Origin of the sequence: Maribacter litoralis, from assembly GCF_902506355.1 — a bacterium.
In the GTDB taxonomy this organism is placed as follows: domain Bacteria; phylum Bacteroidota; class Bacteroidia; order Flavobacteriales; family Flavobacteriaceae; genus Maribacter; species Maribacter litoralis.
The window spans coordinates 750,896-775,747 of sequence record NZ_LR733271.1 but is presented as its reverse complement, the minus strand read 5'-3'; the positions used below and the strand labels follow the sequence as shown (position 1 = coordinate 775,747).

The window sequence follows — 24,852 nt, the reverse complement described above, 5'->3', positions numbered from 1 at the left end:
TCTGCGTCTATGTAAATAGAAGACCAAACCAATATTGTGAAAATTATACCTTTTTATAAAAACGAAAAGCAGCTTATAAAAAAAGCATCATCGGGTAACCGCGATGCGCAAGAGCGTTTGTATAAAAAGCATGCTCCAAAAATGTTGAGTGTCTGTAGACAGTATATTAGGGATATTCATTTTGCGGAAGATGTTATGGTGCAAGGGTTTTTAAAAATGTTCAATAAGTTACATACGTTTAAGTTCGAGGGTAGTTTTGAAGGTTGGTTACGTAAAATAATGATTAGAGAAAGTATTTCTTATTTAAGAAAACAACAGTTTGTGGTTTATGATGATGAGGTATACGAGAAAAATCAGTCCGACGAGATTTCGCAAAGTACAGATTTGGACACCGAGCATATTCAACAATTGATCGATGCTTTGCCACAAGGCTATAAAATGGTCTTCGTATTGTATACCGTAGAAGGGTATAAACATAAGGAAATTGCAGAAATGTTATCCATTGCGGAAAGCACTTCAAAAACACAATTATTAAAAGCCCGAAAATTGCTTCAAGACCAATTAAGGCAACAAAATATTATAGGGTATGGAAACCGATAAGTTTGAAAAACATATAAAAGCTAAATTTCAAGAGCGGGAAATTCTTCCTTCAGAGAATGCATGGGCAAAAATAGCATCAGAATTAAAAGATGATGATGCCAAAAAGAAACCCGTATATCTATGGATGGGTATTGCGGCTAGTATAGTGGTATTGCTTGGTGTTGCACTGTTTTACTTTAATGGCAGTGCCGTAAGCAATGAGTTGCCAACTGAAATTGTAGACACGGAAAAGGAAAATAAATTAGACGATGTTATTATAAAAGAGTCCTTGCCTTTTAAAAGTGAAGAAGAAGTGGTAGAGGTATCATCAGAATCTAAAACCAGTGTAGAAAAGGTAAAAGTTGAAGAACCTATAGTACCTAAAATACAAGAGTCTAAAGTGCTGGATGATAAAATTGAAGTAGCTGTAAATCAAGTGCCAACTAACGAAACTATTGAGATATTGGTGCCTGATGAAATTATTGACTCTAAGGTGGCAGCTATTATGGCGCAGGTAAATGTTCTAGAACAAAACAGTACAGTGACCGATGCCGAGGTAGATTCCTTGTTAAAACGGGCGCAAGACGAAATTTTAAGAGAGAAAATATTTAATAAAAATAAATCTGTTGATGCTATGGCTTTGTTGACAGAGGTTGAAGATGAACTTGATCAATCCTTCCGAGACCAAATTTTTGATTCCCTAAAAGCCGGTTTTATAAAAGTGCGTACTGCTGTGGCAGACCGCAATAATTAATCAATCACATATCGTTTTATCCTACATCTCTATAAAATGCTATAGGGACAGGGAGCGGAGTTTATTCATCAAAAAAAATCAAAATTAAAATGAGAACAATTACAATGTATTTAATAGTGTTGCTGACACTTTTGTTAACCCAAGGTTTAGTAGCGCAGGAGAGTTATAAAGAGAAGATAGAAACTTTAGAAGAGCAAAAGTTAAGCATCACCAGGCAAGAAAAGGAAGCTTTAAAATTTGAGATTGCAGAGATTGTAAAACAGTTGGAAAATGGGCAAATTACCGAAGAGGAGTCCAATGCATTAAAAATGAAAGCAGCAGAAAAAAGAGCTTTGAATATAGAAGAGCGAATTGCCATTATCGATAATAAAATTTCTCTGCTAGAAAGAAATAACGGTGATGTAAAAGAACTGGATACCTTAAACTATAAGTTTGCATTTGAATTCGGGGTAGGAGATGATGATGACAAACTGTTTGGAATACGTATCAATGAAAATAAATATAGAAAAGAGACGGTTTATGATAGAAGAACCTATTCTGATATTGTTTTGGCCGTTGGTCTAAATAATACAATTATAGAAGGACAGTCCTTAAATGATTCTCCATATAAAATTGGTGGAAGTAGATTTTTTGAAATGGGATGGCAATGGCGCACCAGGGTATTTAAGAATACTAACTTTCTGCGATTCAATTATGGGTTCTCATTTCAGTTCAACGGATTAAAACCAAAGGATAATCAGTATTTGGTTTCTCTTGAAAACGGACAATCGGAATTACAGGAGTTTGAGTATGATTTGGATAAATCTAAATTTAGAATGGACAACCTAGTATTTCCTATGCATTTTGAGTTTGGTCCGTCAAAGCTATCTACTACCGATAAAACCATAAGGTATTCATTGCATAATAAATTTAGAGTTGGTTTGGGTGGTTATGCAGGGTTCAATTTAGGAACGCGTCAAAAATTAAAATATACCATTGATGGCGAAAAGGTAAAAGACAAATTAAAGCGTAGTTACAATACCAATGATCTTGTGTATGGTTTAAGTGCCTATGCGGGTGTAGATGGGGTGCTATTGTATGTGAAGTATGATCTTAATCCAATATTCAAAGATGCGGCGGTAGATCAACGTAACATCTCTCTAGGTCTTAGGTTCGATCTTTAATTAAGAAATTCATCAATCAAATTAGCTGTGGTACTTTTAATAGGGTGCTACAGTATTTTTATTTAGAAAGTTCGGTATTCATTTCTTCGGTAAATTCATTTTCATAATACCCACGTTTACAGTGGCTACATTCTATGGTAGTGTGGCTTGAAATTTTAAAGAGCTTTATCCAGAAGATATGGAAATAGTTTTTTATTGTAATTGCGGTTAAGGAGCCTTTTTGCTGGCAATAAGGGCATGTGCTATGAAAAAGCTTTTTAGTTTCTGGCTTTCCTGGTCTAGTGCCGAAGAATAGAATCATTATTGCTATTTTTGATGTTCTAATTTACGTAAAATTATTACCAGCTTTTAGCAAGATTTTCATGATTGCAAAAACAACTATAGACCAAGTTTACGAAACTGCTCGTTTAGAGGAGGTTATTGGTGATTTTGTACAATTAAAGAAATCAGGATCTAATTTTAAAGGATTGAGTCCGTTTAGTGATGAACGTACACCAAGTTTTATGGTATCTCCCGTAAAGCAGATTTGGAAAGACTTTAGTAGTGGTAAGGGTGGAAATGTAGTTGCTTTTTTAATGGAACACGAGCATTTTACCTATCCTGAGGCGATTAAATACCTTGCCAAAAAGTATAATATAGAAGTAGAGGAGACAGAACAATCTAGCGAACAAAAAGAACAGGCGAACGAACGTGAGAGCATGTATTTGGTGTCTGAGTTCGCACAAAAGCATTTTAAGGAAATGCTTTGGGAAAGTGAGCTGGGTAAGGCAATTGGTCTCACCTATTTTAAAGAACGTGGATTTACCGATGAGACCATCAAGAAATTTGAATTAGGGTATTGCCTAGATCAGTGGGACGGTTTTACCAAAGCGGCCCTTGATAAAAGTTATAAACTGGAATACCTTCAAAAAACGGGACTCACCATTGTAAAAGAGGACCCCAATAATCCTAATGGAGCTAGAAAATTTGATAGGTTTAAGGGTAGGGTCATGTTTCCTATTCATTCGTTAAGTGGTCGTGTACTTGGTTTTGGAGGGCGTATACTAACAAACGATAAAAAGGCTGCCAAATACCTGAACTCCCCTGAAAGTGACATCTACCATAAAAGTAAGGTGTTGTATGGTATTTACTATGCAAAACAAGCGATCGCAAAGGAAGATAATTGCTACTTGGTAGAAGGTTATACCGATGTAATACAGTTTGCTCAAAGGGGTATAGAAAACGTGGTTTCCTCAAGTGGTACCGCTTTGACACCAGAGCAGATAAGGCTTATAAATAGACTTACAAAGAACATTACGGTGTTGTTCGATGGTGATGCGGCAGGTTTACGCGCATCGTTACGTGGTATTGACCTGATTTTGGAGCAGGGTATGAATGTAAGAGTATGTACATTTCCAGAAGGTGAGGATCCAGATAGTTTTGCCAAGAACAATGAGTTGGATGATGTAATGGCCTATCTAAATGATAACGCTAAAGATTTTATTCAGTTTAAGGCTTCTCTTCTTGTAAAGGAGGCTGATAATGATCCTATAAAAAGAGCCGATACGGTTAGGGATATCGTAAATAGTATTGCAAAAATCCCCGATCGTATTCAACAAGAGATCTATATACAAGAGTGTGCCCAGATTATGAATATTTCTGAGGCGGTGTTGTATAACACGCTTGCCCAAATTGGAAAAAAAGAGGAGAAGGAAATACAAAAGCAACAGAAAGAAGAGCAGAAAGCTTTTGATGTTGTTCGTAATACCGATATTGAAAAAGAAGAGAAAGTAGACGTACAGTACCTCTTAGAGCGAAAAATCATTGAATCGCTCATGCTATACGGCAATTTTAAAGAAGAATTTGAAGATTTGGTATTGAAGGAAAATGATGCGGGAGATTTGGTGTTAGAGCCAGAATCTGCCGAAATCAAGGTGTATGAAAAAATATACTTAGATCTTCAAGAAGATGAAATAGAATTGGCAAATGAAGATTTTCGTAAAATGTACAGCAGGCTGATCGAAGCCCTGAACCAAAACGAAGATTTTTCAATTACCGCTTTTGTAAACGGACTAGATCAAGATATGGCAAATCAAATCTCCTCTATTTTGATGGAGGAAGAACGCTATACCTTACATAATTGGGAAAGGAAGGATATTTTTCCAAAAAAGAAAGAAATTGGTGTATCTCAATTGGTTAGCGAAACAATTTTGACCCTACGCTGTTACCTGATCAAAAAAAGAATGACGGCATTACAGCAAACTACAGAAGAGGCAGGTAAAGATAATAGAGAGGCGCTTGAGGAGATTATGAACTATATTCAGTTGAATAAGTTATTGAACCAAAAATTAAATAGGGTTTTATCGTAGAAAAAATATTAACGTATTAAAAAAAGACCTGCTAACAGCAGGTCTTTTTTTATTTTATTACAGTTGTAAGAATTTAGTACAATTCCAGGGCTTTTGCCTGTTGTAATAAATCTACCATATTATCAACATTTAATTTTTTCATTAAACGAGCTTTGTAGGTACTAACTGTTTTTTCGTTTAGGTTTAAACCTAAAGCAACTTCTTTGTTGCGCTTACCACTAGCTAAAAGTTTTAATACTTCTATTTCTCTAGTAGATAGTTTTCTAAAGAACCTTCTTGGTTTTTTAGTTCCTTCATCAAAAGCAAGTCTTTGTGCAAGTTCGTTCGTAATGAACATGCTACCTTCACTTACTTTGGTCACTGCTGCAGTTATATACTCTACACCAGATGATTTGGATAAATATCCAAAAGCACCTGCTCTAATGGCACTTAGGGCGTACACATCTTCAGATTGACCGCTGTACATAAGGACTTTTACGTCCGCGTAATCTTTCTTGATTTTGCGTAATGCCGCTATTCCGTTTATATCCGGAATATCCATTTCTAACATGACCACATCGGGGGTTGTGTCTTTGAGTTTTTCAAACAGTTCTTCGGTAGTAGCTACCTCATCGATCAGTTCAAATCCCTCAGCGGATTCTAGAACCTTCCTAACTCCCATTCTTATGATAGGATGATTGTCCGCTATTAAAACTTTGATCATTAAATTATTTTTTTATAGATTTTAAAACCTATTATTGTCTGAAAAGACAACATGCAATGTAAGGCATAAAATTCTAAATTAGAAGTCAAAGTTGCATTTTTTTATTATTAACGTATAATTTTCAACTTTATTTTCGATTTAATACCTTGATTCTTAGTTGAGTTGTTATTTTAACTCTTTTGGGATCTCACAAACAGGTATAGATAACATTTTGTGTTGGTTCATAGTATTGAACCTTGTAAAAATTGTATAGACCTCTTTCTGTCTTCCTTCAAAATCTGCAACGGTTTTTCCTTCGTCTTTCATGTTCATGGCCCATTCTAACTCGGGGTACGATGCACCTATCTGATCTTCATCTGTTCTATCATCTCCCCATAAACCATCTGTTGGTGCGGCATCTATGATCTCTTGGTTTACACCCAAAGATTTTGCGATGTCATATACTTCGGTCTTCATTAGATCGGCAATAGGGCTAAGGTCAACACCGCCATCGCCGTATTTTGTATAAAATCCTACCCCGAAATCTTCTACCTTGTTTCCTGTACCTGCTACCAGATAGCGTTTTAGGGCGGCAAAATAGTACAAACTGGTCATACGTAGTCTAGCTCTTGTGTTTGCCAAAGACATAAATCTTTCCTCTTCATTTTCAACCGCTGGTAGGGCTGCCACTAAGCTATCGAAAACCGGAGTAAGGTTTACAGGTTGTCTTTTTACATTGGGGAAATTCGTTGTTAACCAATCAATATGTCTTGAGGCGCGATCACTTTGGTTCTCGGCTTGGTGAATGGGCATCTCTAGACAAAGCAGGTCTAAACCCGTTTTTGCGCATAGGGTAGAAGTAACGGCAGAGTCAATTCCGCCAGACACTCCAATGACAAAACCTTTTTGTTTTGCATTAACAGCATAATCTTTTAACCACTTTACAATGTGTTCAATTACCTTTTCAGTTTGCATACCGCTCTAATTATTTAGTAAAATCAATTAACTTTGCCTTAAAAATAAGTTGAACACTGTGAATAATAAAATGTATTGTAAAATACTTGCCAAGGTCAAACCTATTTTTATACTATTATCAGTTTTTGTCATTCTTTCTAGTTGTAATGATAGTGATAAGGTTGCCAAAGAGATTTCGGCGATACCCATGGATCTTAAAATATCGCGATTTGATCGCGAATTTGCGGCTTCGGGTGAGAAAGGTTTGCCGAGCTTACGTAAAATGTATCCGTATTTATTTCCGGCGCCAGATAGTGTTTGGATCGCCAAAATGAACGATTCCCTTCAAATAGAGCTATTTCAAGAAGTAGGTAACGCCTTTCGTAGTTTTGAGGACGAGGAAGAAGGCTTGGTGCAATTGTTTAAACACATTAAGTACTATTTCCCGGAATACACGGTGCCAAAAGTGATAACGGTAACAAATGATGTCGATTATAATAACAGGATTATTTTGACCGATAGTTTGTTATTCATTAGCCTTGATAATTATTTAGGTCCTGAGCATAAGTACTATGGTGGTTTTCAGCGTTATATTGCACATACTTTAGATCGTAATTTTTTGGTAGCCGATGTTGCTAGTTCTTTTGCGAAGCAGGTAGTGCCAAGACCAAGAGATCGCTCTTTTCTTGCACGTATGATCTATTTTGGCAAAGAATTGTATTTGAAAGATATGATAATGCCAAGTGTAGAAGACCGTAAGAAAATAGGGTACTCGCAAGAAGATCTAGATTGGGCTTTTGCAAATGAAGAGCCGATGTGGAGAAATTTTATTGAAAACGAATACCTGTACAGTACAGATAATAAGTTGAACCAGCGATTTTTAGAACCGGCACCCTTTTCGAAATTTGGACTGGAATTGGATAATGAGTCGCCAGGTAGATTAGGTAGATTTGTAGGTTGGCAAATTGTACGCGCATTTATGGATAATAATGATGTGGAGTTAAAACAACTTATGACCATGCCTGCAGAAGAGATATTTAAAAAATCAAATTACAAACCCAGAAATTAAATGGCAGATTTACATACTTCAGAGATTACGTTGCGCGTAGGATTAGATGAGAATAGAGTTCCTGAAAAATTAAACTGGTCTGCACAAGACGGAGGCATTGAGAATGAAGAGGCAAAGGCAATGTTGTTGTCCGTTTGGGATAGCAAGAACCAAGAATCTCTAAAAATCGATTTATGGACCAAGGATATGCCCGTAGATGAAATGAAAACTTTCTTTCACCAAACATTGGTTTCTTTGTCAGAAACCTTCTTAAAAGCGACGCAAGACGAGAAAATGACGGCTACCATGAAAGATTTCTGTGACTACTTCGCAGAAAATCTAAATTTAAAAGAACAGGGTTAAACAGTTTTCAACTTCTTTTTACCTTTTATTTTTTTAATCCAGTAAACAATATAGGCGGTACCGAAAACGGACGGAGTAAGCCATGCCCATAGATTATCTTGGTGCATACCGGCAACTATAAATGCCGTTATGGAAGCTATTAGTGCACCTAACATTCTGCTTAGGTGATTTATGAGCCAAAGTTTTCTGTTCTCTAATGTGGTCTTAAATAGTTTGTAGTCGCCAAAGGTTAAAGAGAGACCGGTTAGACCGAATACTAGAAATAGGATACTGTGAGAATATCCTTGTATAAGTCCTGTAGAGCCAAAGACGATCATTAAGAGCGCGCAAATAGCCATAATTGCTGAAACGAGTATATCGGTCAAGTTCGCTTTTGTTTTTTTGGTCGATTTAAATGTGAGTGCCCTATTACCTGCCATAACCATATAGATCGTAAAAATACCGATCAAGAATAAAAAGGTGTTGATGTGGTTGGGCATACGTGCTACTACTAGAGAAATAGCAGAGCTTATAATCATTGACCATGAAAACCATTTACCTAATCGTTTATGATTGTGTTGCCCTTTTTTTACAATAATACTTGCTATACCGGTAATAAGACCTACACCGCCAAAAAATGCGTGAATGTAGATGAAGATGCTAATGATGTTTTCCATGGTCGGTCGGTTTTTCGTTACCCAAAGATGGAGTATTTATTGTTGTAGAGATAAATATAATTACTCAATTGGGGTATTTGGGTGCTGAGTTGTGGTAAGAAGTACAGAGTACAAAGTATTAAGTACAAGGTATTAAGTATTAAGTAGAAGGTACGAGGTTAGAAGTACTAAGTGTTAAGTACAAAGTCTTAAGTAAATGTAAATGTCATTGCGAGGAGCTCTCGCGATATGGCAAGCTATTGAAATTATCTATGTCAGTTCGAGTGTTTTCTGAAAGAAAATGTATCGAGAACAGGTTTGGAACACGCGAAGAATCTCGATAAAAATTTCACGTACGATCAGCTAAGTACTCTGTACTTAATACTTAATACAAAAAACGCGAAGCGTTTAACCAACCATCAACGAACAACCATCAACGAACAACCATCAACGAACAACCATCAACGAACAACCATCAACGAACAACCATCAACGAACAACCATCAACGAACAACCATCAACGAACAACCATCAACGAACAACTATTACCTATTCTTCCTAGGCTTGCACGTCATACAAAAATCGGAGAGGGCATTGATCTCATCAATCACCTTGTTGTGTTCTTTGAGAAGAAGCTCGGTGTCTTTTCCGAAATCCGTTACTTTAAAGACTTGGGCGCTTACGGTATTCATTTCTTCCTGTAGCTCATTGAAAATGGGCTGAAATAATTTAGAATCGCTAAAAGTACCTTTCTCCTCATATATTTTTTTGCGAATTTTTCTAGCATAAAGCTCTACCAGGTCAAAATCGTAGCGCCCAAATTGCAATAGTTGATTAGCGGTAAGGGAATCCGGAGCCACCAACACAGCAAGGTTTTTTTGAAAAATAGCCTTTACCTTATCATTAAAGTTTTTGGTAAACATGAACGAGACCGAGTTCATATTAAAACTGAAGTCGATTTTTGATCCAGAATAAATAGAATAGGAGGTAAGTTCAGGATTGATTTCCGATTCCGCCGATTGATAGTCGCTTAGCTGTAACTCATAATCAGGATTCCACACAAGCGGTTCCTGTGCGAAAGTAGGCATTGATGAAAATGCTATAAAAAGTACGAATAGAATGTTTTTCAATGGTTCTAATTTTGAATCGAAAGTACTATAAAAAGCGATTCATAAAGAAGTTTGTAATGCCATGGAGTATTAAAGTTTGTTAAAACCTACAGTTGAAACTCCGTTTGGTTGTTTCCTGTGTCAAATATGTTAGGGTAGTGTTCACGAGCATTCTGAGCCATAAAAGCAACGGGTACATCTTCAAAATACCCGTAATCTTCCAAATATTCCATAAACTGGGTGCCATCTTCATTGAATGCTTGTAGCACGGCATCATTTTCACCATCAAAATCCAAAGGGGCAACATTCAGCATTTCGCATAACGAAGCGTTGAACGTGGGTGAGAGCTTCAGCCATTTACCATTAATATAGGCATCTACCATACCATGGGGCGTTAACTCGTTAGAACCGAATTTCTCTATCAATCGGTCTACCGCGATATGGTTTTTGACCTTCGCTAAATGAATTCGTGCAGGTATACCCATAGCACGTAAACAAGCAACTAAAATGATCGATTTGTCCACACAGTGCCCTTTAGTGCGTTTTGCAATTTCACTGGCACGGTATTTCTCTTTGTTGAAACTTAGGCTGTAGGGATCGTACCGCCATGTATCTCTCACCTTGGTATAAAGTGCAATAGCTATTTCTTTCTGTGATAGTTCGGTATCTTTAAATTCGGAAATAAACGCTTGTATTTCTTCACTTTTAAAATCAAAAAAGTAAGTGGGGGATAGGTAATCCATAGAATTGAGTATTTGTAGTATACATCGATTTATACGCCAAAGACTAAGGTAAGAAATTTTTATGCGTCAAGGGTAAATCGCCATACGCCCAAAGCTAGTATGGAGTAAAGAGTATAAAGTACAAAGTATTAAGTACGAGGTGAGATGTCTAATGTTAGAAGAGAGAAAATAGAATATAGAGAATAGACTTGTTTTATCAGATGCTTGGAATCAGTATTAAGTACAAAGTATTAAGTGAGAATTTTAAAATTGGAATAGAGAAAATAGAGTATAGAATATAGAGGAAAGAGAATGGACTTTTATTGATTGAATCGTATTTAGCTTTGCTAAATTGTTGATATTTAAGTAGCCAGTAGCCATTATTCACTATTTCGCTAATACACTGCCAGCTGATACTGCCTACTGGGAACTGAAACTGCCCTCTGATACTGAACACTGCCCACTGAGAACTAATCCCTCGGTCTGTTCTGCCAAATATGAATATACTGCCCTGTTGACATTCTCCGTGCCATTTCTTTGGCTCTGTCTGCCAATTCACCTTCGTAAAGTTCGTCAATGGTTTCGAACCATAGTTGTAGCCATTGCGCAAAGTGATTTTGAGAAACCGTATGGTTGAGATTTTTATCAACGTTGACATGTGCTTTTGAGGGGCTTCCTCTAAAAGTGCGTACCCCAAATAAGTTAGATTCCCAAAAATCGGTGAGTTTGCTGAGGTGTGCCGGCCATTGCTCTTCGGTAATATGTCCGTTAAAAATGGGTCCAAGAATATCATGCTGTCTTATTTTATCGTAAAACGTATGCACCAATACCCTCACATCTTCTCTATTTGTAATTTTTGTCATGCGCTATGCTTAAGAATCTGCAACGACTTTTTCTACCCGTTCGGCGGCATCAAGTTTAGAAAGGGTAAGGCGAATAATACTATCCGATTTCGCTAAAAGGTCATGCGGAATATTGGCTGCTAAGGTAATGATATCTCCTTGCTCTAGAACATGAACAGTGCCTTCCACTCCGAAATCTATACTGCCTTTTACTATATGGACTATAATTGGAAAAGGCGCTTTATGTTCTTTCATAAGCTGACCTTTTTTCAATAAGATGCGTATTTCTTTAGAGAACGATGTTTCTAAAAGCACTTGTGTGACAATTTTCTTGTCGTTAAATTCTAAATTTTCGGTGAAAGATATTTTTTGCATACCATTGTTTTTACAATAGTAGACAACAACGGATTTCTAAACTATGACACTTCTCAGTGTTTTTTGTAAAAAGCACTTTCTGCGGTTCTGTTTTAGTGGTGTTATGGGGTAATCGGTCTATTGATTTTTAACAATTAGGAATAAAATATGTAATTGGCTATTACTCCCCCAGAGTATTTAAATACAGCGCTAAAACTAAACCGATTGCTGTAGCAACACCTGTCCAATACTTATCTTCTTTAAAAGCTTTTGGAAAAACCTCTAAAGCAAGTGATGCGGCAACGGCACCACCGGCAAAGCATTTAATGTAATTCAAATACTTGGTAGGTACGTCGGCAAGTAAAAAATGACCCAGCAAGGCGGAGGCGGATAGTATAAGAGCGGTACCGATCCAAAGCCATAAAACTTTCTTTTTAGAACCTGCATTTTCCGCCATCTCTTTTGCCCCACCTGCCGCTTCGGGTAAATTCGATAAAAGTATGGAGCCAGAAAGCGCAGCGATGGATAATGGTCCTGCGCCGATCAAAGAAACACCCAATGCCAAATTTTCTGGTATGCCGTCTAAGGTAATAGCAGCAAGTAAACCACCGCCACTTTGAGAGTTCCATTTTTCCTTCACCCAATAATCTAATGCGGTGAACGTAATGGCACCTACAAATACCGTGGTCAACGCCATGGGGACGGAGTTATTTTCAAGTGCCGGATAAATAAGTTCAAGCAATGCCGAAACCAATAGCGCACCGCCTGCCAATGCTACCAGAAAACCTTCCAGCCTTTTTGATAAATTTCCGTACAGCCCCCACAGTGCACCAATAACAAGTGCTCCGGTTACAATTAGTACAACAATGGCGGTCATCATAATTTTTAACGATAGGGTTAATTAATTTGCTAGGTGTTCAGCGCAAATTAGGCACCTGTCGTTAAAATCGATGCTATGATTAAAAGTTTTATTAACTCTAAATACTACCCGTTGGCAATTTTCGCCTGTTCTTCTAAATCGGCAAGGTTTTCAAATTTTTGTAGCTGTAGTTCTTTTTTGGTTGCTTTTATTTCATCAACTAAGGCAAGAATTAAATCTAAGGGTTTGGCTTCGTAGCCAAACATTTTTTGGTCAAAGGCAATGCCGGCTATAATACCGTCATTTTCCATGCCTACACCCCAATTTTCTATAAAATCTACTAATGCTATTTCTGTAATTTGGTAGTTGCTCCAATGGTTTATAGTGCAAGATTTCGCTCTGGCACCTTCTGCCCAAAAACATAATATGTCAACAGGTTTGCCCTGTTCATTTTCATAAAGCGCAGAGGCTGAGGTGGCAAAGCCTTCATGATTTTGCAGCGCATAAACAATGCCTGTCTCGCAAACGGTTTTAATAAAGTTCTTGTATCTATTTTCAATGATATCTGAGCCTTGTTGTTCCATGTGTTGTGTTTGTGGGAAGGTGTGTTGTTTTTTGTTGAAATGATGACGAAGGTAATTTTAATTTTTGTGATTCACATTCCATTTTATTAGTCAATGTCAAAGTCATAATCTCCACCCCAATCTCCGCCACTGTCAAAATCGAAGTAATCATCGATGGTATGGAACATTTCAGATATATCAGTGAATAAATCAGAAAATGAAAGGTCAGGGTCGTAGATAAAATCGATCCAATACCAATCGTTTAAAAAGTCATCATCATTATTATTTGAGATTACTGGAGATATTGATTTGAGTTTTTCTAAAAGTTCAAATTTTAAGTTCTTAAGAAGAAAGATGTTTCCTTGAAGAAATAGAATTAATTCTAATGCCTTATTTGGTTCGTTTTCAATAAAGGTTACAATATTTTCATCTACTTCGTCTAGGTACTCTTGTAGTTCTTTTTTTAGATTATTTCCCTTGAAATTGGTTTTGAACAATGAAAAAATACTTGAAACTAAATCACTTTTAAAATAAGATTTCAGTTTTAAATCACGAACAATCTCTTTTTTATATTGGTATTCAGATGGTATTTTTTTGAATATGGCTCTTAAGTAAGGTTTTAATTTGAAATAGCTATCCTCGTCAATGAGTCCTGTAAAATATTCTTCAAATTTATTTGGCTTATATTTTGTGAAATTCTTTCCAGTTTCGACAGTTACATATTCTCTTAAGTATGGGTCTCTTGGGTGAGATTTTAATTGAGTTTTCTTGATTCTTAAAACTTGCTTTAAAGTCAAGTCGAATAATGTCAACTTTAAGAGTTCTATTAACTCAGTTTTAGGTTCTAAAATGAGTTTTGTAGCCGCAGGTTTCAATTCAGACAATCTATAAATATTTGAGTTTTTGAATTTCTGACTAGAATTGAACTGCATTGTTTTTATTGTTTTGAATAGTATTTTCTAAGATAAGCTGATGAGTTTAAGGAGTGCAAAATGCACTTAAGAATTGATAAATACCATTTTTTAAACTTTTATGTAAGTTACCTTTTTTTGTGCCATGCCAATAAACTGTATTTGTGCCGGTAATTAGAAATTCTTTGTCTTTGACTTTAAAGCTTAAATCGGTATTCATTATAGCATCAGCAGTTCTAAAGTTCCATTCAATTCGTTCAATTTTAACAATTACTTTTACCACATTATCATTAGGAAAACCAAATGAGTTTTTTACACTTAAATTGGTGCTTGTATTTTGTTGTAATTCCTCAACTGCGGCTACAAATGTTGATTCATAACCTGGAATTTTTGATTCTCCAATACTTGGTCCTGTTTTCTCAATTTTAGCGTAATTACTTTCCTTGTCGAAAATGAATTCAAATGATTTACTACAATCCAAATTAGAAGCTAATTTGTTTATTTTTTTATGGGAAGAACAACTGGTAATAAACAGTATAGATAGAGAATATAGAAAATATTTTAATTTCATTATGTGTAGTGCTATTTAGATTTTATAACGTAATTACAATTGATTAGTTGCCTAACAATTATATTGAAATTAAAAAAAACTCAAAGAATCTGATTTTAGAATCTAAGAGCTTAGAATTGTATGAACTTAGATTAAATATGGAGAGGTTTGTTTTTTACATCAGAACTATCTCGAATTACGTTTTTTATATATCTCTTGGTATTTGAGACCTTCTGATTACTTTACTCAATGGTGCACGTTGTAAATCTCGTTTGATAAATTCTTTCCACACATAAGGACTTATAGTATATTTTGTATTGTTAGAATTCGTAATAATAGGAGTTCCATATGCCCTGTCTCTACGAGAATTAGATAAAATCCCAAAACCTCTATTATAATTGATTCATGCCTCTCCAAAATATGAATAGAAAATGTTATCAAAATCAATTTCTGTTAATCCCAAAATGATGGTGATTTAAGGTTTTTTTCATAAAGATGCTCTATCGTATCCATCTCATCATAGTTATATGTCAATTCGGTTTTTAATAATTCGGACAATCTATTTAGATAATTCGGGATATTTTTCTTGAATTCTTGAAATTCCTTTTCGTTCATTTAAGACATTTTAATTAATTCATATAAAGTATTTTTATGAATAAAGTGTAGCTAATAAATAAACGCTAACCTTTCAAATCTAGCACGAGCCCTATTATTTATTTTAAAAAAAAGCTCAAGAATCTGATTTTAGAATCCATGAGCCTAGAATAATATTGTCTCAGATTAAAGAAGAATTTGTTTGTTTTTTACCTCAGTTCTTTGTTGTATGCCGTTTTTTATTAATCAAAATTTATTCGATTACTAATATCATCTATATTCTTTCGATGATTTTCTCTTTCAATTCTTTCCCTTTCAGCTTGTTGTTGTTTCCTTCTATTAATTTCCTCTAATTGCTTATTAGCAACTTGCACAGCTAATTTAAGAGTGTCTTTATGATACTTTTCGACTTCTTCGATTGTAGTTCCATTTAAAATCACTTGATTCCCGTAAGCCGTTGCAATTCCCCGTCTATGCATTGAAGTCCAACTTGGTGGTCGATTCCAAGCATTTATAAATAACTCTCTCCATTCATAACTGGGTGTTCTATTTAATTCAAAAGGTATTTTATATAATCCACTTCCAGCAGTTCCATCATTCGTTGGTTGAGTAATTTCATCTATAACAATTCCTTTAATTTTGATTGGTTCATCTTTCGGGACAGGTTCAGACTTTGTTTCTTGATTTCTTGAATTAGGTGTTTTTCTTGTAGTTGATATTCCAAGTTCAGGTGCAGTTTCCCTATCGTTTAATAATGTAGTTGTTAAGTCAGAATAATTATTTTCATAATGTGTTTCGTTTGACAAGTCCACATAATATTTTCCTTGAAGCCAACTAGGGATTGAAGTGTCTTTAGTTCCGGATTTTAAAATTGGGATAAATTTTCTATGATTTGATTTTTGCAAAACCTCTGCTGTCATTATATCTCCCTCATATCCAACTCCGCCTATTCTATCTTCCGATTTGGTCTTATATTTTGGTGTGCAAATAATAAGAACATAGTCATTTTTCCCTGACTGATTTTTCCATAAAATGAGGCATTTGGTCGCCTGGAACAATTTCCCATTGGTCAAGTTTTGCATCAATTCCATCATTTCGTAATTCTGTTGCAAGTTCTTTTACCCATATTTTGGCTTCTTCACTTTCCCAAGCGTATGAAATAAATGCTTTTGGATTATCCATTCAGTTCGTTTTTTATATCAGTTTTATTATTATCAGAATTGCTGAAATCAATAAAGTCAACATTGATATGATTTGAATTTTCCATTTTACCAATTTCACAGCTTGTAAGTAAACGATATATGCGATAACCAACAATAAAATAGAGGTCCACCAAGTGTTGCTAATTAAATTCAGTCCAGCTCCAGTTAGTGCTATTAAAATTCCACTTATTGGTGCGAATTGAGAGTCAAAATAAGAACCCGCTTTCCAGTTTTCAAATCGTTCAGCAAAATATGCGTTTCCCTTTTCCGTGTCAAAGTCAAAACCATTGTCCATTCCGATTCTGGTTTCCATTTCAATTTTATGTTTAGCTAGTATTCCATAAAATCCGATTGCAAATCCGCTAAATGATAAAATCGTACAGTAAATAAAGTAAAGGTTGTCGATCATAGGTTTGAGTTTTGTTTAAATGGCATACAACTATGGTGTATGTGCACAATTACGCATATTCCCCTATATTCAAAAATATATGTAATTACACTTCTAATATATCTCTAAAGAATAAACCTACAATTTAGAATTTACACTGCATTACGGGAAACCATAATTGGTCAAAAATTATGTATGGTTTGAGTATTTTTACGACCAAATGGTCGTGCCTAAGAAAATTCTATTTATCTACAATGCCAATAGCGACACGGGCAGTAAAATGCTAGACTTCGCCCATAAAATCATCAACCCAGCTACCTATAACTGCAATCTCTGCAGTTTAACCTATGGCAGTTTTACCGAGAACAAACAGTGGAAAGGGTTTAGAGAAAGCTTGTTAGCCAAAGGCTACGAGTTAGAATTCTTTCATAAAGACGAATTCCAAGAAAATTATTAAAGTAAGTTTGGGCACAAGTATACCTATCCTATTATATTGGTAGAAACAGGTCATGACCTAAAGGTGTTGGTGTCTGCCGAGAAGTTGAACGCTATGGAGACGGTGGAGGATCTTATTGGTGAAGTAGGCAGTTTCAGTGTTCAGTAAGCAGTTTCAGTTTTCAGTTGTCTTTAGTGAAGTGTTATCCCTACTGTCAGTTCGAGTGAATTTTCGAAGCATGAGAAAATTTGTATCGAGAACAGGTTCGGTACACGCGAGGGTTCTCGATACAAATTTTTTACTTCCGCTCTGCTACAGTATAAAATCCACTCGAACTGACAATATGTTTTGTCTGTTGTTAAACGTAGTCTTAGAGATACGTGTTCCAAAAAAAAAGATAGCCGCGCTTTGCTCGCTATGACGGAGAGATTTTAATATTCGTCTTTGCGAGGAGCTTTTCGCGACGTGGCAATCTGTTGAAGGTGTGTTCTGTATTTGGTTGTTGGTCTCACTCGGTCGTAGAGCTTATTCGGTCACTGAGCCTAGCTGAAGTGATGCGAGTTTCAAAGTTCTCGACTGCGCTCGAAGTGACATTTCGGTTTTAAAGAGTAGAAAGTACAGCGTATTAAGTCGTAAGTAATTAAAGAGTACAAAGTAATAAGTACAAAGTATTAAGTAGTGGATGTGAAGTGTAAAACGAATAGCATAAAGCGAACAGCTCTGAGTACGAAGCACGAAGAACTAACACAAACAGCTATATACTTTGTACTTAATACTTAATACAAAAAACGCGCAGCGTTAAGAAAAACTGCAAACTGTTACTGCCAACTGATACTGCCAACTGATACTGCCAACTGATACTGCCAACTGTCACTGCCAACTGTCACTGCCAACTGAATGCTAGAACAAGTACTTAATACAAAAAACGCGCAGCGTTAAAAAACGAACAACCATCAACGAACAACCAACAACTACTTCTTCGTTGCCTCAAAAAACTGCCCGTTTATCTCGTCTATGTATGCTAATACTTCATCGCGGCCGCTGCGGTGGCTAGAGCTGGTGATAAAGTGCGGTGGAGCTTCTTCCCACATGTCCGTGGTGAGTTTGTTCAAATACTGGTTTACTTGTCGCTCAATGGCTTTTGGCTTTAATTTATCGGCTTTTGTAAAAATTATGGCAAAGGGTACTCCGTTTTCACCCATCCACTGCATGAATTCCATATCTATAGGTTGTGGATCATGGCGAATATCTACGAGCACAAAAGAACATACCAATTGCTCTCGTTGTAAAAAGTAATTGGTAATATATTTTTGAAAGGTGTTTTTATCTTTTTTGGAAACACGAGCATAACCATAACCCGGTAAATCGACCAAAAACCAATTCTCGTTGATCTTAAAGTGGTTGATAAGTTGGGTTTTTCCGGGGCGACCAGAGGTTTTTGCCAAGCTTTTACGCTCGGTCAACATATTGATTAAAGAAGACTTACCCACGTTAGAACGACCAATAAAGGCATACTCGGGCAATGGCTCCTTTGGGCATTTGGTAACATCGGAATTGCTCATTACAAAGTCGGCCGACTTTATTTTCATCCGTAGGGTATTTAAAAATTATTTTTGGTCAACCATTCATCTAAAATGGTATTGAACTGGTCTGGGTGCTCCATCATAGGTGCGTGTCCGCATTTATCCAACCAAAAAAGATCGGAATTGGGTAGCAGCTCGTCAAAAAGCTCTGCAACATCTGGCGGAGTAACCGTATCATCTTTACCCCAAATAATACAAGTAGGGGTTTGCATGCTTGGTAGATCTTGAGCCATGTTATGGCGAATGGCACTTTTGGCGATCGCCAAGGTTTTTACCAATTTAACACGATCGTTGACCGTGGCAAAAACTTCATCTACAATTTCTTTGGTGGCAACTTCTGGATCATAGAAAACATCTTGAGCCTTCTTTTTAATGAACTCATAATCACCACGTTTAGGGTAACCGTCGCCCATGGCACTTTCGTAGAGCCCAGAACTACCGGTAATGACCAATGCCTTAACCTTGGCAGGGTAAAGTTTGGTATGTAAAAGACCAATATGGCCACCTAAAGAGTTGCCTAAAAGAATAACATCTTCGAGTCCTTTATGATCTATAAATTTTTTAAGATATTTTGCAAAATTCTTTACCGTTGTCTTCAACATTGGCATAGAATATAGCGGAAGTTCAGGTATAAGTACTTTGTATCCTTTTGGAGGAAAATAAGAGGTTACCCCTTCAAAATTACTAAGTCCGCCCATAAGTCCGTGAAGAATAATTATGGGTTTTCCTTCACCTTTCTCTATATACTTAAAGCCACCTTCGTTAATCAATTCGTTTTCCATGCGCACTACTCATCATAATTGCCCAAATATAGGTAATTACAGAGAATAGCAAACAACTCTTTTCGATAAGGTGGTTTTATGATTACATCAACTTTAGATTTTCCCCAGAATAAAGGTGAAGTGGTAAAATCTGATCAAAAAAATCCGATGAGTGGCAAAAACGGTTCACAAAAGGGGTAATTTATTAACAAAGTGGTTTTTAGTGGTAAAATGTGGTAATAATATTTATATATTTGAGTTATATAAATAAAACCTATCCATTTTGGACATTTATTTCTTTGGGACATTTAACTGCAAGGCCGATGCCAAGGGGCGTATCATGCTTCCTGTTGCGCTGCGCAATCAAATGACTCCGATCTTAAATGAAGGTTTTTTTATTAAAAAGTCGTACTACAACGAATGTCTAGAATTATATCCTGCTCAAGAATGGTATAAAATCATGGCGGAAATGGACCAGAATAACCGATTTGATGAAGAAAGCCAACTTTTTCAAAGAATATTTATGGATGGGCTAAGACCTGTAGAGGTAGATGGTACCGGTAGGCTTTTATTGGCAAAAGACGTGATTTCTTTAGCTGGAATTACAAAAGAGGTGAAGATAGTGCCAATGCGCAAGCATTTGGAGATATGGGATGTGAAAGAGTACGAAGCTACCATATCTATATCTAAGGAAGAGAAGAAGAATTTGGTGAAGCGTGTAATGCTGAACAAAAAAGACGATAAAGATGTATCATAATCCGGTAATGCTGACAGAGACAGTAGATGGGTTGGACATCAAAGAAGACGGTATATATGTAGACGTGACATTTGGTGGTGGCGGTCACTCTAAAGAAATATTGAAAAGATTGGGTAAAGAAGGCAAGTTATATGCCTTTGATCAAGACGAAGATGCGCAGGCAAACGCGTTAGGTGATCCAAGATTTACGCTAATTGCGGAAAATTTTAGATACATCACCCAGTTTTTAAAGTTCTATGGCATTAGAAAAGTAGATGGAATCTTGGCAGATTTTGGAGTTTCATCGCATCAGTTCGATCAAGCGGAACGTGGTTTTTCTACCCGTTTCGATGCGGATCTGGATATGCGAATGAGCAAGCGTAATACGCTGTCTGCTTTTGAGGTGGTCAACAAATATTCGTATGACGACTTGAGAAAGGTGTTGTTCGAATATGGCGATATCAGAAATGCCAACGCTATGGCAAAGGTAATTGTTGCCAGTAGGGAAGAAGAGCCGATACAGACTACCGATGCCTTAAAGGTGGTGTTAAAGCAGTTTTTGCCAGAGCATAGGCAGCATAAAATATTGGCACAGATATATCAGGCGATTCGCATAGAGGTGAATCAAGAGATTGCGGTGATCAAAGAGTTTTTGGAGCAGGTGCCAGGGTTGTTGAAAGAGAAGGGAAGACTAAGTGTTATAAGTTACCACTCGTTAGAAGATAGGTTGGTAAAAAGATTTATAAGGGCCGGTCAATTTGAAGGAGAGCCAGAAAAGGATTTTTACGGGAATATAGATGTACCGTTAAAAAAGGTTGGAGGATTGATAGTTCCGACCAGAGAAGAGATAAAAGTTAATAACAGAGCACGTAGTGCCAAATTGAGAATAGCAGAACGCAATGGCGAAAAGTAAAGTGAAAACAGGTGTATTTGACCTATTGAAGGGAAAGTTTTTGGTGAGCGGTGACGCCCCTAAAAATTGGCTGTTCATTATTTTCATTTCTTTTTTGGCAACGGTAATGATCAGTAGCTCACACAGCGCCGATCAAAAAGTACACCGTATTGCATTGTTGAACGAAGAGGTGAAAGAATTGCGTAACGAATTTGTCGATATGCGATCAGATGTGCAGCAGTTAAAGCTAGAATCGAACATTACCGGTAAAATATCGGCAAAAGGATTATTTCCTTCAGAAACTCCCCCGCAAAAAATTAAAGTGAAATCTTTAAATGAAGAGGAGTAATGGCGGTAACGGATAAAAGCATATTAAAAAGACTCTACATAGTGGCGGGTTGCATGGTGCTCTTTGCGGGCGCGGTGTTGTTCAAGCTGGTTTCTATTCAAATTGTAGATGGCGAAAAATACCAGGCATTGGCAGATACGCGAACAGAGCGTATGTTCACCATTGAGCCCAACAGGGGTAATTTGTATTCTGACGATGGTAGCCTTTTGGCGACTTCGGTATCTAAATACACCATCCGTTTTGATGCCGTAACCGTTAGCAGCGAAGATTTTAAGGAAAATGTAAAGCCGTTGGCAGATGCCTTGGCAAAGCAGTTTGGGAAAACATCTTCTCATTATCAGCAAATTTTAAGAAAGGCAAGAGAGAATAAAAATAGATACGCATTGATCGTGCGTAATTTGGATTATTCAGATTATATGGCAGTTAAAAAGATGCCGCTATTTAATAAAGGTGCCTATAAAGGAGGTTTGATCATTGAGCAGAAAACCAAAAGAGAGCATCCGCTAGGTAAAATAGCCGAGCGTAGTGTCGGGTATGAGCGTGTAGATGAAAACGGTTATTACACCCGTGTGGGAATGGAAGGTGCCTTTGGAGAATATTTAAGGGGAATTTCTGGTAAGCGTTTAAAGCAAAAAATCGCCAAAGGGCAGTGGAAACCGATCGGTAACGATAATATCATTGAGCCAAAAGATGGTTATGATGTGTATTCTACCATTGACATCAATATACAAGATATAGCGCACCATGCACTTTTGGGGCAATTGGAAAAATACCAGGCAGACCACGGTACGGTAATCGTAATGGAGGTGAAGACCGGTGAGGTAAAAGCGATTTCCAATTTAGGGCAGACTTCAGAAGGTAAATATTATGAGCGATTAAATTATGCCATAGGTGAGTCTCACGAGCCTGGGTCAACATTTAAGTTGGTGAACTTGGTAGCTGCTTTAGAAGATAAGATAATAGATACCAGTTCTGTAATAGATACCGAAAAAGGGTCATGGAAATTATATAGACATAGAATAAAGGATACCAAGCGTGGTGGTCATGGAAAAATTACCATGTCAAAGGCATTTGAAGTGTCGTCTAACGTTGCATTTGCAAAAATGGTGCATGAAGGCTACAAGAACGATCCAGAGAAATATGTAAACAGGTTAATGGAAATGGGCATTCATAAAGAACTGGGCTTACCGGTTGTTGGTGAAGGCAAACCGGTTTTACGTTACCCAGGTGATAAAGGTTGGTCTGGGTTGTCATTGGCGCAAATGGCTTATGGGTATGAGGTTTCTATGACTCCGTTACAGACTTTGGCTTTTTATAATGCTATCGCCAATGATGGTGAAATGGTAAAGCCAAGATTATTGAAAGAAGTAAAGGAATGGGATAAGACCATAGAGAAGTTCGATAAAAAAGTATTGAACCCTGCTATTTGTTCGCAGTCTACTGTGAAGAAAGTACAGCAGATACTTAAAAATGTGGTAGAGAAAGAGCATGGCACCGGTCATGGTATGTATTCCAAGAATTTTTCCATGGCAGGAAAAACAGGAACTACCCAGACAAACTATGTATCTAAGGATAGGTCTAAGTACGAATACATTTCGTCATTCGCTGGCTATTTTCCGGCAGACGATCCAAAGTACTCGTGTATTGTAGTTATCCATAAGCCAGATAAGGGTGTAGGATATTACGGTGCCGATGTTTCAGGGCCGGTATTTAAATCGGTTGCACAGAAAGTATATGCTACATCACCTTTAACAAGTGAGGTGGATGTAAAAGATGTATTGGTGGCAGATAATGAAGATTCTCATAGTGGCTATTATAAAAAGGCGCAGCAAAAATATGCTGCAGTACCAAATGTAAAAGGTATGTGCGGTATGGATGCCGTAGCAATTTTAGAAAATTTGGGTATTGAGGTAGAGGTAAAAGGGAACGGAAAAGTTAAACGCCAATCGATCTCTACGGGTACAGATTTAAAAGCGGTGAAAAAAATAGTATTGGAGTTGATATGATGCAATTGAAAGACATATTATATGGAGTGCGTATTACTGCTGTTAGCGGTACTACTACTTGTGATATAGCTTCAGTGCAGTTCGATTCTCGTGAAGTGCAAAAATCTGATGCCTTTGTTGCAATTAAAGGTACGGTTACAGATGGCCATAAATATATTGATGCGGTTGTAAAAGCTGGTGCAAGGGCGATTGTTTGTGAAGAGCTGCCAAAAGAAATGGTAGATGATGTAACCTATGTGCAAGTAGAAAGTGGTAATCAAGCATTGGCATTGATGGCTTCTAACTTCTACGATACGCCGTCTAAAAATTTAAAATTGGTGGGTGTTACCGGTACCAATGGTAAAACCACGGTATCTAGTTTATTGTATCAATTGTTCAAAAAAGCAGGGTATAAAGTAGGGTTGTTGTCCACCATAAAAATAATGGTAGACGATACCGAATTTCCTACCAAACATACCACACCAGATGCATTGGTAGTCAATAAGCATTTAAAATTGATGAACGATGCCGGTGTAGAGTTTTGTTTTATGGAAGTGAGCTCTCATGGTATTCATCAAAAAAGAACTGAAGGTTTGGCATTTGCGGGTGCAATTTTCACCAATCTTTCCCATGATCACCTAGACTATCATAAAACCTTCGCAGAATATCGCGATACCAAAAAGATATTGTTCGATCAATTGCCTAAAACGGCTTTTGCGTTGACCAATATTGACGATAAGAACGGCTTGGTCATGTTGCAGAATACCAAAGCTAAAAAAGCAACGTATGCGCTAAAGAACTATGCTGATTATAGAGCGCAGATTTTAGAGAACCAGTTCGATGGTCAATTGTTGAAAATCAATGACAACGAACTTTGGTCAAAATTAATAGGTTATTTCAATGCTTATAACATGCTGGCGATTTACGCTACTGCGGATTTATTAGGATTGGATCAATTAGAAACCCTACGCCTTATAAGTGAGTTGGAAAATGTAGACGGCAGGTTTCAATATTATATATCAAAAAACAGAATTACGGCAATAGTTGATTATGCCCATACGCCGGACGCCCTAAAAAATGTGCTTGAGACAATCAACACGTTGAGAACTGGAAATGAAAACGTCATCACCGTTGTGGGGTGTGGTGGCGATAGAGACAGATCAAAGCGTCCGGTAATGGGTAATATCGCCTCTGAGATGAGTAACAAAGTGATTTTTACATCCGATAACCCTAGAACGGAATCGCCCACGGAAATCATCACCGAAATGGAAGCGGGGGTCGAGCCGCAGAACGTCAAAAAAATGCTGTCCATTGAAAATAGGGAACAGGCAATAAAAACGGCCTGTCAATTGGCAGATGCCAACGATATCATATTGGTAGCCGGTAAGGGTCACGAAACCTATCAAGAGACCAATGGTAAGCGTGTAGATTTCGACGATTTTAAAATAGTAAAAGAGCTATTGAATAGCCTAGATAAATAACCAAAGCTT

General features: G+C 36.9%; 30 protein-coding genes. 12 read left to right on the top strand and 18 right to left on the bottom strand.

What is annotated here, in order from left to right:
* Positions 1-36: 36 nt before the first annotated feature.
* From EXIGUO8A_RS03230 to EXIGUO8A_RS03220, 3 genes are all read left to right on the top strand, one after another.
* The gene (locus EXIGUO8A_RS03230; RefSeq protein WP_159301905.1) at positions 37-600 is read left to right on the top strand and encodes an RNA polymerase sigma factor; all 564 of its coding nucleotides are present in this window, start codon (positions 37-39) and stop codon (positions 598-600) included.
* Complete coding sequence (locus EXIGUO8A_RS03225) at positions 587-1,333, top strand: hypothetical protein (RefSeq protein WP_159301904.1); 747 nt, start codon at positions 587-589, stop codon at positions 1,331-1,333. The genes EXIGUO8A_RS03230 and EXIGUO8A_RS03225 overlap by 14 nt, the downstream gene beginning before the upstream one ends.
* An 89-nt stretch (positions 1,334-1,422) precedes the next feature.
* A complete protein-coding gene (locus tag EXIGUO8A_RS03220) occupies positions 1,423-2,496 on the top strand; it encodes a porin family protein (RefSeq protein WP_159301903.1) in 1,074 nt (357 codons plus the stop codon).
* Positions 2,497-2,554: 58 nt separating this feature from the next.
* Here the strand turns inward: EXIGUO8A_RS03220 and EXIGUO8A_RS03215 are convergent, their stop codons facing one another.
* Positions 2,555-2,797, bottom strand: a complete 243-nt coding sequence (locus tag EXIGUO8A_RS03215) for a zinc-ribbon domain-containing protein (RefSeq protein WP_116772476.1) — start codon at positions 2,795-2,797, stop codon at positions 2,555-2,557.
* Positions 2,798-2,858: 61 nt separating this feature from the next.
* On the opposite strand from EXIGUO8A_RS03215, the gene dnaG reads away from it, so the two are divergent.
* Positions 2,859-4,844 (top strand): DNA primase, encoded by a 1,986-nt coding sequence (gene dnaG, locus EXIGUO8A_RS03210; RefSeq protein WP_159301902.1) that lies wholly within the window; start codon positions 2,859-2,861, stop codon positions 4,842-4,844.
* Between the two features lie 73 nt (positions 4,845-4,917).
* On the opposite strand, the gene EXIGUO8A_RS03205 is transcribed toward dnaG, so the two are convergent.
* Positions 4,918-5,547, bottom strand: coding sequence for a response regulator (locus EXIGUO8A_RS03205; protein ID WP_036156232.1), 630 nt, complete (start codon positions 5,545-5,547; stop codon positions 4,918-4,920).
* Positions 5,548-5,712: 165 nt separating this feature from the next.
* Positions 5,713-6,501, bottom strand: coding sequence for an NAD(+) synthase (gene nadE, locus EXIGUO8A_RS03200; RefSeq protein WP_159301901.1), 789 nt, complete (start codon positions 6,499-6,501; stop codon positions 5,713-5,715).
* Between the two features lie 70 nt (positions 6,502-6,571).
* Between nadE and gldB the strand changes: the two genes are divergently transcribed.
* Positions 6,572-7,549 (top strand): gliding motility lipoprotein GldB, encoded by a 978-nt coding sequence (gldB, locus tag EXIGUO8A_RS03195; protein ID WP_159301900.1) that lies wholly within the window; start codon positions 6,572-6,574, stop codon positions 7,547-7,549.
* Entirely contained in the window at positions 7,550-7,891 is a 342-nt protein-coding gene (gene gldC / locus EXIGUO8A_RS03190) for a gliding motility protein GldC (protein ID WP_159301899.1), read from the top strand.
* Here the strand turns inward: gldC and EXIGUO8A_RS03185 are convergent.
* From EXIGUO8A_RS03185 to EXIGUO8A_RS03125, 13 genes are all read right to left on the bottom strand, one after another.
* The gene (locus EXIGUO8A_RS03185) at positions 7,888-8,547 is read right to left on the bottom strand and encodes a hypothetical protein (RefSeq protein WP_159301898.1); all 660 of its coding nucleotides are present in this window, start codon (positions 8,545-8,547) and stop codon (positions 7,888-7,890) included. The genes gldC and EXIGUO8A_RS03185 overlap by 4 nt on opposite strands.
* Before the next feature lie 524 nt (positions 8,548-9,071).
* Positions 9,072-9,656: a hypothetical protein gene (locus EXIGUO8A_RS03180; protein ID WP_159301897.1), complete on the bottom strand. Its 585-nt coding sequence runs from the start codon at positions 9,654-9,656 to the stop codon at positions 9,072-9,074.
* Positions 9,657-9,742: 86 nt separating this feature from the next.
* On the bottom strand, positions 9,743-10,378 hold the full coding sequence (locus EXIGUO8A_RS03175; RefSeq protein WP_159301896.1) for a transglutaminase-like domain-containing protein: 636 nt from the start codon (positions 10,376-10,378) through the stop codon (positions 9,743-9,745).
* Positions 10,379-10,827: 449 nt separating this feature from the next.
* Positions 10,828-11,220: a group III truncated hemoglobin gene (locus EXIGUO8A_RS03170; protein ID WP_159301895.1), complete on the bottom strand. Its 393-nt coding sequence runs from the start codon at positions 11,218-11,220 to the stop codon at positions 10,828-10,830.
* Between the two features lie 9 nt (positions 11,221-11,229).
* Entirely contained in the window at positions 11,230-11,574 is a 345-nt protein-coding gene (locus tag EXIGUO8A_RS03165) for a cupin domain-containing protein (RefSeq protein WP_159301894.1), read from the bottom strand.
* 160 nt (positions 11,575-11,734) lie between these two features.
* Complete coding sequence (locus EXIGUO8A_RS03160; protein WP_116772485.1) at positions 11,735-12,433, bottom strand: ZIP family metal transporter; 699 nt, start codon at positions 12,431-12,433, stop codon at positions 11,735-11,737.
* 104 nt (positions 12,434-12,537) lie between these two features.
* Positions 12,538-12,996 (bottom strand): DUF2750 domain-containing protein, encoded by a 459-nt coding sequence (locus EXIGUO8A_RS03155; protein WP_159301893.1) that lies wholly within the window; start codon positions 12,994-12,996, stop codon positions 12,538-12,540.
* Between the two features lie 86 nt (positions 12,997-13,082).
* Positions 13,083-13,907: a hypothetical protein gene (locus tag EXIGUO8A_RS03150; protein WP_159301892.1), complete on the bottom strand. Its 825-nt coding sequence runs from the start codon at positions 13,905-13,907 to the stop codon at positions 13,083-13,085.
* A 46-nt stretch (positions 13,908-13,953) separates the two neighbouring features.
* On the bottom strand, positions 13,954-14,367 hold the full coding sequence (locus tag EXIGUO8A_RS03145; RefSeq protein ID WP_159301891.1) for a hypothetical protein: 414 nt from the start codon (positions 14,365-14,367) through the stop codon (positions 13,954-13,956).
* 522 nt (positions 14,368-14,889) lie between these two features.
* Positions 14,890-15,051 carry a hypothetical protein gene (locus EXIGUO8A_RS03140; protein ID WP_159301890.1) on the bottom strand — a complete coding sequence of 54 codons (162 nt, stop codon included), beginning with the start codon at positions 15,049-15,051 and terminating at the stop codon, positions 14,890-14,892.
* A gap of 221 nt (positions 15,052-15,272) precedes the next feature.
* The gene (locus EXIGUO8A_RS03135; protein WP_159301889.1) at positions 15,273-15,950 is read right to left on the bottom strand and encodes a hypothetical protein; all 678 of its coding nucleotides are present in this window, start codon (positions 15,948-15,950) and stop codon (positions 15,273-15,275) included.
* Positions 15,951-16,032: 82 nt separating this feature from the next.
* Complete coding sequence (locus tag EXIGUO8A_RS03130; protein WP_159301888.1) at positions 16,033-16,212, bottom strand: toll/interleukin-1 receptor domain-containing protein; 180 nt, start codon at positions 16,210-16,212, stop codon at positions 16,033-16,035.
* Positions 16,213-16,224: 12 nt separating this feature from the next.
* Complete coding sequence (locus tag EXIGUO8A_RS03125) at positions 16,225-16,641, bottom strand: hypothetical protein (protein ID WP_159301887.1); 417 nt, start codon at positions 16,639-16,641, stop codon at positions 16,225-16,227.
* Between the two features lie 205 nt (positions 16,642-16,846).
* On the opposite strand from EXIGUO8A_RS03125, the gene EXIGUO8A_RS18750 reads away from it, so the two are divergent.
* Positions 16,847-17,077: a hypothetical protein gene (locus tag EXIGUO8A_RS18750; protein WP_236564424.1), complete on the top strand. Its 231-nt coding sequence runs from the start codon at positions 16,847-16,849 to the stop codon at positions 17,075-17,077.
* A gap of 950 nt (positions 17,078-18,027) precedes the next feature.
* Here EXIGUO8A_RS18750 and yihA read toward each other — a convergent pair.
* On the bottom strand, positions 18,028-18,645 hold the full coding sequence (gene yihA, locus EXIGUO8A_RS03115) for a ribosome biogenesis GTP-binding protein YihA/YsxC (protein ID WP_159301886.1): 618 nt from the start codon (positions 18,643-18,645) through the stop codon (positions 18,028-18,030).
* An 11-nt stretch (positions 18,646-18,656) separates the two neighbouring features.
* Positions 18,657-19,421: an alpha/beta fold hydrolase gene (locus EXIGUO8A_RS03110; RefSeq protein WP_116770088.1), complete on the bottom strand. Its 765-nt coding sequence runs from the start codon at positions 19,419-19,421 to the stop codon at positions 18,657-18,659.
* Between the two features lie 262 nt (positions 19,422-19,683).
* Here EXIGUO8A_RS03110 and EXIGUO8A_RS03105 point away from each other — a divergent pair, with 262 nt between their 5' ends.
* From EXIGUO8A_RS03105 to EXIGUO8A_RS03085, 5 genes are read left to right on the top strand one after another with little or no spacing between them, the layout of a single operon-like run.
* Entirely contained in the window at positions 19,684-20,157 is a 474-nt protein-coding gene (locus EXIGUO8A_RS03105; protein ID WP_074669845.1) for a division/cell wall cluster transcriptional repressor MraZ, read from the top strand.
* A 7-nt stretch (positions 20,158-20,164) separates the two neighbouring features.
* Positions 20,165-21,049: a 16S rRNA (cytosine(1402)-N(4))-methyltransferase RsmH gene (gene rsmH / locus EXIGUO8A_RS03100; RefSeq protein WP_236564423.1), complete on the top strand. Its 885-nt coding sequence runs from the start codon at positions 20,165-20,167 to the stop codon at positions 21,047-21,049.
* Positions 21,036-21,377, top strand: a complete 342-nt coding sequence (locus EXIGUO8A_RS03095; protein ID WP_407658169.1) for an FtsL-like putative cell division protein — start codon at positions 21,036-21,038, stop codon at positions 21,375-21,377. The genes rsmH and EXIGUO8A_RS03095 overlap by 14 nt, the downstream gene beginning before the upstream one ends.
* The gene (locus EXIGUO8A_RS03090) at positions 21,377-23,383 is read left to right on the top strand and encodes a penicillin-binding protein (protein ID WP_159301884.1); all 2,007 of its coding nucleotides are present in this window, start codon (positions 21,377-21,379) and stop codon (positions 23,381-23,383) included. The genes EXIGUO8A_RS03095 and EXIGUO8A_RS03090 overlap by 1 nt, the downstream gene beginning before the upstream one ends.
* Positions 23,380-24,843, top strand: coding sequence for a UDP-N-acetylmuramoyl-L-alanyl-D-glutamate--2,6-diaminopimelate ligase (locus EXIGUO8A_RS03085; protein WP_159301883.1), 1,464 nt, complete (start codon positions 23,380-23,382; stop codon positions 24,841-24,843). The genes EXIGUO8A_RS03090 and EXIGUO8A_RS03085 overlap by 4 nt, the downstream gene beginning before the upstream one ends.
* Positions 24,844-24,852: the final 9 nt, after the last annotated feature.

Bases quoted from the DNA above. Each gene is read 5' to 3' on its own strand.
- EXIGUO8A_RS03095 (WP_407658169.1), top strand. From the start codon at position 21,036: ATGGCGAAAAGTAAAGTGAAAACAGGTGTATTTGACCTATTGAAGGGA.
- EXIGUO8A_RS03085 (WP_159301883.1), top strand. From the start codon at position 23,380: ATGATGCAATTGAAAGACATATTATATGGAGTGCGTATTACTGCTGTT.
- EXIGUO8A_RS03155 (WP_159301893.1), bottom strand. From the start codon at position 12,996: ATGGAACAACAAGGCTCAGATATCATTGAAAATAGATACAAGAACTTT.
- rsmH (WP_236564423.1), top strand. From the start codon at position 20,165: ATGCTGACAGAGACAGTAGATGGGTTGGACATCAAAGAAGACGGTATA.
- nadE (WP_159301901.1), bottom strand. From the start codon at position 6,501: ATGCAAACTGAAAAGGTAATTGAACACATTGTAAAGTGGTTAAAAGAT.
- gldC (WP_159301899.1), top strand. From the start codon at position 7,550: ATGGCAGATTTACATACTTCAGAGATTACGTTGCGCGTAGGATTAGAT.
- EXIGUO8A_RS03175 (WP_159301896.1), bottom strand. From the start codon at position 10,378: ATGGATTACCTATCCCCCACTTACTTTTTTGATTTTAAAAGTGAAGAA.
- dnaG (WP_159301902.1), top strand. From the start codon at position 2,859: ATGATTGCAAAAACAACTATAGACCAAGTTTACGAAACTGCTCGTTTA.
- EXIGUO8A_RS03185 (WP_159301898.1), bottom strand. From the start codon at position 8,547: ATGGAAAACATCATTAGCATCTTCATCTACATTCACGCATTTTTTGGC.
- EXIGUO8A_RS03150 (WP_159301892.1), bottom strand. From the start codon at position 13,907: ATGCAGTTCAATTCTAGTCAGAAATTCAAAAACTCAAATATTTATAGA.
- EXIGUO8A_RS03165 (WP_159301894.1), bottom strand. From the start codon at position 11,574: ATGCAAAAAATATCTTTCACCGAAAATTTAGAATTTAACGACAAGAAA.
- EXIGUO8A_RS03215 (WP_116772476.1), bottom strand. From the start codon at position 2,797: ATGATTCTATTCTTCGGCACTAGACCAGGAAAGCCAGAAACTAAAAAG.
- EXIGUO8A_RS03220 (WP_159301903.1), top strand. From the start codon at position 1,423: ATGAGAACAATTACAATGTATTTAATAGTGTTGCTGACACTTTTGTTA.
- EXIGUO8A_RS03170 (WP_159301895.1), bottom strand. From the start codon at position 11,220: ATGACAAAAATTACAAATAGAGAAGATGTGAGGGTATTGGTGCATACG.
- EXIGUO8A_RS03125 (WP_159301887.1), bottom strand. From the start codon at position 16,641: ATGATCGACAACCTTTACTTTATTTACTGTACGATTTTATCATTTAGC.
- EXIGUO8A_RS03110 (WP_116770088.1), bottom strand. From the start codon at position 19,421: ATGGAAAACGAATTGATTAACGAAGGTGGCTTTAAGTATATAGAGAAA.
- EXIGUO8A_RS03225 (WP_159301904.1), top strand. From the start codon at position 587: ATGGAAACCGATAAGTTTGAAAAACATATAAAAGCTAAATTTCAAGAG.
- EXIGUO8A_RS03205 (WP_036156232.1), bottom strand. From the start codon at position 5,547: ATGATCAAAGTTTTAATAGCGGACAATCATCCTATCATAAGAATGGGA.
- EXIGUO8A_RS03130 (WP_159301888.1), bottom strand. From the start codon at position 16,212: ATGGATAATCCAAAAGCATTTATTTCATACGCTTGGGAAAGTGAAGAA.
- yihA (WP_159301886.1), bottom strand. From the start codon at position 18,645: ATGAAAATAAAGTCGGCCGACTTTGTAATGAGCAATTCCGATGTTACC.
- EXIGUO8A_RS03140 (WP_159301890.1), bottom strand. From the start codon at position 15,051: ATGAACGAAAAGGAATTTCAAGAATTCAAGAAAAATATCCCGAATTAT.
- EXIGUO8A_RS03090 (WP_159301884.1), top strand. From the start codon at position 21,377: ATGGCGGTAACGGATAAAAGCATATTAAAAAGACTCTACATAGTGGCG.
- gldB (WP_159301900.1), top strand. From the start codon at position 6,572: ATGTATTGTAAAATACTTGCCAAGGTCAAACCTATTTTTATACTATTA.
- EXIGUO8A_RS03160 (WP_116772485.1), bottom strand. From the start codon at position 12,433: ATGATGACCGCCATTGTTGTACTAATTGTAACCGGAGCACTTGTTATT.
- EXIGUO8A_RS03135 (WP_159301889.1), bottom strand. From the start codon at position 15,950: ATGACAGCAGAGGTTTTGCAAAAATCAAATCATAGAAAATTTATCCCA.